Origin of the sequence: Microbacterium sp., assembly GCF_030149085.1 — a bacterium.
GTDB lineage: Bacteria > Actinomycetota > Actinomycetes > Actinomycetales > Microbacteriaceae > Microbacterium.
On sequence record NZ_JASBSF010000373.1, the window covers coordinates 1 to 6593 of the forward strand.

The 6593-nt window shown below is 67.0% G+C and carries 7 protein-coding genes; 4 read left to right on the top strand and 3 right to left on the bottom strand.

The window, feature by feature from the left end:
• The first annotated feature begins 93 nt into the window (after nucleotides 1–93).
• From Q1V87_RS14975 to Q1V87_RS14985, 3 genes are read left to right on the top strand one after another with little or no spacing between them, the layout of a single operon-like run.
• Entirely contained in the window at nucleotides 94–1107 is a 1014-nt protein-coding gene (locus Q1V87_RS14975) for a MoxR family ATPase (RefSeq protein ID WP_300594625.1), read from the top strand.
• Between the two features lies 1 nt (nucleotide 1108).
• On the top strand, nucleotides 1109–2329 hold the full coding sequence (locus tag Q1V87_RS14980; RefSeq protein WP_300594627.1) for a DUF58 domain-containing protein: 1221 nt from the start codon (nucleotides 1109–1111) through the stop codon (nucleotides 2327–2329).
• On the top strand, nucleotides 2326–4614 hold the full coding sequence (locus tag Q1V87_RS14985; protein WP_300594630.1) for a DUF3488 and transglutaminase-like domain-containing protein: 2289 nt from the start codon (nucleotides 2326–2328) through the stop codon (nucleotides 4612–4614). Before Q1V87_RS14980 ends, Q1V87_RS14985 begins: the two co-directional genes overlap by 4 nt.
• Nucleotides 4615–4828: 214 nt before the next feature.
• Here the strand turns inward: Q1V87_RS14985 and Q1V87_RS14990 are convergent, their stop codons facing one another.
• The 3 genes from Q1V87_RS14990 to Q1V87_RS15000 are packed head-to-tail and all read right to left on the bottom strand — an operon-like array spanning nucleotide 4829 to nucleotide 6070.
• On the bottom strand, nucleotides 4829–4978 hold the full coding sequence (locus tag Q1V87_RS14990) for a hypothetical protein (RefSeq protein WP_300594632.1): 150 nt from the start codon (nucleotides 4976–4978) through the stop codon (nucleotides 4829–4831).
• A 10-nt stretch (nucleotides 4979–4988) separates the two neighbouring features.
• A complete protein-coding gene (locus Q1V87_RS14995; RefSeq protein WP_300594635.1) occupies nucleotides 4989–5561 on the bottom strand; it encodes a PIN domain-containing protein in 573 nt (190 codons plus the stop codon).
• A gap of 2 nt (nucleotides 5562–5563) precedes the next feature.
• Nucleotides 5564–6070 (bottom strand): helix-turn-helix domain-containing protein, encoded by a 507-nt coding sequence (locus Q1V87_RS15000; RefSeq protein WP_300594638.1) that lies wholly within the window; start codon nucleotides 6068–6070, stop codon nucleotides 5564–5566.
• A gap of 303 nt (nucleotides 6071–6373) precedes the next feature.
• Here Q1V87_RS15000 and Q1V87_RS15005 point away from each other — a divergent pair, with 303 nt between their 5' ends.
• A complete protein-coding gene (locus tag Q1V87_RS15005) occupies nucleotides 6374–6511 on the top strand; it encodes a hypothetical protein (protein ID WP_300594641.1) in 138 nt (45 codons plus the stop codon).
• Nucleotides 6512–6593: the final 82 nt, after the last annotated feature.

Consider the following 6593-nt stretch of genomic DNA (forward strand, 5'->3'; position numbering starts at 1 on the left):
GCCGCGCCCACCGGCGAAGGTTACGATTGTGCAACGACCGACGAGGCGCCGCGTATCCGACGAGGCGGCGCGCCCACAGGCGGAGGGGGCGGTATGACCGAGAGCGTCATCGGCGAGGATCAGGTCGCCCCGGGAAGCCCGCGGGTTGCCGTGGAGCGATTCGCCGAGGTCACCGACGCGATCCTCGGGGCTATCACGTCCGTGATCGACGGTAAGCCGGAGGCAGCTCGCAGTGCGCTCATCTGCCTGCTTGCCGAGGGGCACCTCCTCATTGAGGATGTGCCCGGCGTCGGCAAGACGATGCTCGCTCGAGCGCTGGCAGCATCCATCGATGCCGCCGTGCGACGCATCCAGTTCACTCCCGATCTGCTCCCGGGCGACGTCACCGGCGTTTCGGCCTTCAACCCCATCGATCGTGAGTTCGAGTTCAAGCCCGGAGCGGTGTTCGCCAACATCGTGATCGCCGACGAGATCAACCGCTCCTCCCCGAAGACGCAGTCCGCGCTTCTGGAAGCGATGGAAGAGCGGCAGGTCACCGTCGACGGCCACACGCACCTCGTGCCGCATCCGTTCCTGGTCGTTGCCACCCAGAACCCTCTCGAAATGGAGGGGACCTACGCTCTTCCCGAAGCGCAGCGTGACAGGTTCACGATGCGGATTTCGATGGGGTACCCGGATGCTCGCGCCGAAACGCTCATGCTCCGTCAGCGTGAGACCGTGAACCCGCTCGAATCCGTGCGCCCCGTCGTCACGACCCACGAGGTGGCGGAGTTGATCGTGGCGGCGCGACACATCCACGTGGCGCCGGCCATCGAGGAATACACCGTTTCCCTCGCTCAGGCGACCCGCGCTCACCCTGACCTGAAACTCGGCGCGAGCCCGCGCGCGACGCTGCAGCTGGTGCGAGCCGCCAAGGTGGCGGCCGCGCTGGAGGGCCGATCGTTTGTCATTCCCGACGACATCACCGGCCTGCTGCATCCGGTGTTCGCCCACCGCCTGATCGCCACCCGTGCAGCCGGCGGCGCCCATCACGGCGAGGCAGCGGTAGCGGGCGCCCTCGATCAGATCGCGGCAAGCGCCCGCGTCCCCCTCGCCTCGCGCCGGTGACATGCACTGGTGGCCGTTCACGCTTCGGGGCACCGGCGCCCTGATCCTTGCGATCGCCTCGTTCGTGATCGCGGGCGAGACCGGCGTTGTCGAGCTCATGTTCTTCGGTGTCCTCATGGCAGTACTGTGCGCCGGGAGCCTCACATCGCTCTGGTTTCGGGCAGCTCCCGCCGCCACACCCCGACGGATCGTCCCTGACGTCTCGACGGTCGGCAAACCCACGACGGTCACGGTCACGCTACGACCGCCGAACCGCATGATGGGCAGATCGGGGCGGTGGCACGAACTCGCCGACCCGGTCTTCATCGGCGAACTCGAGGGTGATCTGACGTGGAGCGGAGCCGAGCGCGTCGCGACGGTGACCTACAGCGTGACGCCCAGCATGCGCGGCACCCACTCTCTCGGCCCGCTGCGGGTGGTCACCGAAGACCCCTTCGGGCTGGCCCGTCGTGCGGTGCGGGTTGTCGATGCCGAATCGGTCAGGGTCGCTCCCGCGCAGGTCGAGGTGACCGCGCTGCGCGCGATGACGGCGACTGCCGGAGGCGCGCTCCACGCCACCCACACCCAGCGAGGCCATGGCGTGGACAACCTGCTGGCACGGCCCTACCAGCCGGGAGACTCGATGCGCCGCATCCACTGGCGCGCATCAGCTCACCACGACGGCCTCATGGTGCGCCAGGAAGAGAACGAAGCAGCACCGGATGCCGTCGTCGTTCTCGACCGGGACGACGCGCGCTGGGGCGCTGGGGCAGCTACTGCGCCTGGGCAGGATCCCGCTTTCGAGGCGGCAGTTGTCACGACCGTGTCGGCTGTGGCGCAACTCTCGCGCGACGGCTACACCGTCAGCGTCCTCGACAGCGACGGAACCGCTCTCCACGAGCCCATCGAACCGGGCGAGAAGGCACTCCTCGACGCGTTCGCCGCGGACTGTGCAACGATCGTCGCGGGAACCGGGCACAACATCCATGACTTGCCGCGCGCCTTCGCTCGAGTCGGTAGTGGCCCGATCGTGATCATCACCGGCACCGTCTCTGAGGCTGATGTCGCCGCCCTCGCCCCCATCGGTGCGCACACGACCCTGCCGATTCTGCTGGCCACCGGCGCCAGCACCGACGCCTTCGACCGAGCAGCGGAGTTGGGGTGGCGCGTTCAGGCCATTCGGGCGGGACCCGAGATGCCCGGATGGTGGGACGACGCACGAGATCAAGGCGACAAGCGATGAGGTGGTCGACACGATGGCGAGCCGCCCGCAGCGCCCGCCGCCGGGGGATGCGAAGCGGACGCTCGGACGCCCTGCTGACCATCGGTGTGATGATCGGGGTCGTTGCCGCGCTCCTACCGGTAACCCGGGTCATCGCGCCCGGCGCCTGGATCTGGGGAACCCTCGCACTGTCGGCGGCCATCATGGTCACAGGGTTTTTGCTTCGCCGCACCCGGATGTCGGCGATCGGCATCAGCGCCGTCGAGCTGGCGCTCACGATCGGCGTGGTCACCGTGGTGTTTCTGCGGGAGACCGCTCTGTGGGGAATCATCCCGGTCTTTGCGAGCGTGAATCAGGCAGCGGGCCTCGTGGCGACGGCATCCGAGGAGATCTTCTACAGCGCGGCCCCCATGGTCCCCACTCCGGCGTTGAGCTTCTTGGTCGTCGGGGCGGCCGGCCTGTTCACGATTGCCGTGGATCACATCGCGTTGACAGCGCGGATGCCACTCCTGGCCGGTGTCGCCCTGTTCACGGTGTCGTTGATTCCTGCGCTCGCGGTGCCCAGCGCCGTCAACCTCTGGTCGTTCGCGCTACTGGCAGCAGCCGTGCTGCTGATGCTTCGCGCCGAGACGCGCGGCCGGGAGCCTCGGGGAGGACGTGCAAGCGGCGCCTCCGCTGTCGCAGCAGGTATCGGCGCGCTCGCGCTCGTCGCGACCCTCCTGATCACTCCCTCCCTCCCCCAGCCAGGCCCCCGGGTTGCGTCCGGGAGCGGGACCGCCGGGATCGATGCATCCCTCTCACTCGGGCAGGATCTGCGTCGCCCCGAGCAGATCGAGGTCCTGCGGATGCGCTCGACCGCGCCGCTGCCTCCGTACCTGCGCGTGGCAACGCTCAGCGAGTTCACCGGCGCCGTCTGGGAACCCGACCGCACGTGGTCGCTTCCCTTGGAAGGCGGAGCCGCGTTCGGCGATGTCGAAACCGGTCCCGGCATCGAGGTGGCCGACTACTCCACGACTGTCGAGATCACCGACCTCTCCGCATCCTGGCTTCCGGTGCCCTTCCCTGCTGTGGGAGTCGAAGGCCTGTCGGGTTCGTGGAACGTGATGCCGCTGAACCGGACGGTCGTGGGCGAGAACGGAGCGACGCAGGGGCAGTCGTATGTCGTCGAGACCCGCGTTCCCGAACCGACCCTCGACCAGATCCGTGCAGCGGATGCCAACCCTGACCGGGTTCGGGACACGGCATCCGCTCTGCCCGACAACCTCCCCGAGATCATCGCCCAGACCGCGCGAGAGATCACCGCCGGCACCACGAACGACTATGACGCGCTGATCGCGATGCAGTCCTGGTTCCGCGGATCGGACTTCCGGTACTCGCTCGACGCCCCGGTCGAGCAGGGGTTCGACGGGTCAGGCGCTGACGCCGTAGCGGCATTCCTCGAGGTGAAGTCCGGGTACTGCGTGCACTACGCGTCGGCGTTCGCACTCATGGCGCGAACCCTCGATATGCCCTCGCGGATCGTGGTCGGCTATCTGCCCGGCGTCAACACGAGCACTGTCATTGACGGGCAGAACGTGCGGTCGGTGCTCAGCGGACAGCTTCACGCGTGGCCAGAGGTGTACTTCGACGGGATCGGCTGGGTCGCGTTCGAGCCGACCAACAGTCTCGGGACGGCGACGCGGTTCGGATCGGCCACGGATGCCGCCCAGAACGAGGCTGCCAACCCCACGCCGACCGCGTCATCCGCCCCGTCGGCGACGCCGCAGCCCACGCGATCGGCCCTCTCCGAGAACCTCGACACCCCGAACGCCTCGGTTCCCCTTCCTCTGCAGCGGAACCTTGCGGCCTTGGGGTGGGGAGCCTTCACCCTCGGGCTACTCGCTCTGCTGGCGGCGCCGGGTGTCGTGGCTGAGCTGCGCCGGCGGCGGTTGCTTGCTTCGGCCGCGCGCGGCGATGCGGTGGCCGCATGGGCAGTCGTTCGGGATGCGGCGGTAGATCTCGGCATCCGGGTGGCAGGTAGCGACACCCCGCGGATGCTCGGGGACCGGCTCGTGCGGGAGCACGGCGTTGATGCGACCGCCATGTCTGTGCTCGTGTCGGCTATCGAACGAGAGTCGTATGCACTGTCCGGTGCTCGCACGGTGTCGAGGCAGCGGCCCGGCGACGGCGGGACCGAGCGCGGGACGCTCGCCCAGGCGGCTCGAGAGGTTCGCGGTCAGGTGATGCTGGCGGCCTCTCCTGCGCGACGCTCGATCGCCCTGGTTGCGCCTCGGTCGCTCGTGTTCGGCCTGTTCACCCGCGGCTAGACGAAAAAGCCCTGAGCCGCGACCCGTTCGTGAACGGGTCGCGGCTCAGGACAATGGCGGTGACGGTGGGATTTGAACCCCTATCGCAGGTCAACGAATGCCGGCTCGACCGGCGAGATCGGCGTGATTCCGCGGAAGTTCGGCACATGTGCGCACAGTCGAAAACACGCGCGCGCAGATATTCCGTTACCGCTGCGTTACCGCTGGCCCTCGGTCATCGACCGAAGCCACCGCGCTCGTCGTCGCTTGCGCCCGTCAGCATCTGAACAGCGCTCTTCGGGGACCCGTCGAGTGCGCGCAACTCCTCGAGCGCAGCCCTCTGGATCTCGTCGCGGTTTCGCTCGAAATTCTCGCCGCGCAGCATCTGTCCGATGCTACGCGTCGCTCTCCAGAGCCTCGCGGACCTTCTGCGCGAAGCCAGGAACTCCGCTTCGTGAAAGCCGATCAAGCAGCTGGGTGAGCTCCACGGGTGGCTGACGCATAGCGGCCGCCTGTTCCGTCACGATCCGGCAGGCACCCCGCGGCGAGAGATCGAACTGATCCAGGAGGAACGCGTCGGTCCGGATGGCCTCAAGCCCCAGCGGAGCGAGTACGGAGTCTGGGAAGTCCTTCACGTTCTCGGTGACAATGAGGTCGGCCCTGCCGAGAAGTGCGGCCGCCACAACGTGGGCATCGTTCGGGTCGGGCAGTTCGATGCCCTTGGCGAGCGGCTCCCAGCCTTCGACGAGCGCATCGTCAAAGGCTTCGTTCATTGATCGAAACCGGCTACGGAACCGGCTCGGATCGACATCCGGGTGAATGCGCTCGAGCGCTCGGAGCGCTTCGACGAGGACATTCTGCGACCAGACCGGGCGAAACGCACCCGCGTCAGCCATCCGGAGCATGGTGTCACACGGCGCAAGGGGCACGATCACACACGCATCGAGGAATGCCGTGAACCGCGCCACCGCTACGACTGCTTCCGCGCCTCAGCCAACGCCTCTTTATAGGCGTCCGCATCGACGTCATATAGCCCGTCCTCGTCCGCTTGCCGGGTGAGCTCGTCCAAGCGGCTCCGTCGGTCAGCGCGCTTTCGGTCGCGGTATGCGAGAACGTCGTGCAGTCGCAACCTGCGATGCCTGGACTCGCCAAACCGCTCGAAGGGCAGTTCATCTTCATCGAGCAACCGGACCAGGGTGTTGCGGCTGATACCGAGCAGGGTTGCCGCCTGCTGGGTCGTCAGCTGCCGATCGATGGGTTCGACGCTGACAGCCTCGCCGCGCTCCATCGCCGACACCACCTGCCGGAGCACGTCGTACGCCACCATCGGGAGCGGAATCTGCTCGCCATCAGGACCAAGCAGCAGCGCAGGAGCGGTGTGATGCTCCAGGAATCGCGCGAGCTCAAGCATCTCACTGAGGTCCTGAGGCGGGTCGACGACCAACGGGTCTCTCGTTCGTACGGATGCGGTGCTCATGGATCCATATTCGCCCAAATCGGCCAAATCCGCCATATCGTTCAGGACATTGGCGGGAAGTGGAGGACCCGAGCTTCGCTTCACCGACATCATCGGCGCACAGCCGACCGTCGCCACCCCAGAGGCACACCGCTGTGACATCGGCGTTTCCCGGCCGAGCCTGTGGCCGCGTCCAAGCATTTCCTAGCCGCACCAACGCCTGCTTCTCTACGGCGACTGCGCCCAGAGGCGGCCTCGGGACGAACCTGACAGATCAGTATGCTCAGATCTGCCACGCCCGGCCATGAACTAGGGACTCAGGTCATGACGAACAGCACCAACACCAACTACGAACTCAAGACCATCCGCGCCGTCCGCGGCATGGAAGACCGTGCTGTCAAGAAATGGCAAGCCGATGGTTGGCAAGTCGTCTCTCAAGAACGGGGGGCGCTTGACCCCTGATCTTGGACACGCTGATTCCAGCACGATGCTGGGGAAGCGAGAATCCAAGGGATGGCTAGGAAGAACTACACGGACGAGTTCC

Bases quoted from the DNA above. Each gene is read 5' to 3' on its own strand.
- Q1V87_RS14975 (WP_300594625.1), top strand. From the start codon at position 94: ATGACCGAGAGCGTCATCGGCGAGGATCAGGTCGCCCCGGGAAGCCCG.
- Q1V87_RS14980 (WP_300594627.1), top strand. From the start codon at position 1,109: ATGCACTGGTGGCCGTTCACGCTTCGGGGCACCGGCGCCCTGATCCTT.
- Q1V87_RS14985 (WP_300594630.1), top strand. From the start codon at position 2,326: ATGAGGTGGTCGACACGATGGCGAGCCGCCCGCAGCGCCCGCCGCCGG.
- Q1V87_RS14990 (WP_300594632.1), bottom strand. From the start codon at position 4,978: ATGCTGCGCGGCGAGAATTTCGAGCGAAACCGCGACGAGATCCAGAGG.
- Q1V87_RS15000 (WP_300594638.1), bottom strand. From the start codon at position 6,070: ATGAGCACCGCATCCGTACGAACGAGAGACCCGTTGGTCGTCGACCCG.
- Q1V87_RS15005 (WP_300594641.1), top strand. From the start codon at position 6,374: ATGACGAACAGCACCAACACCAACTACGAACTCAAGACCATCCGCGCC.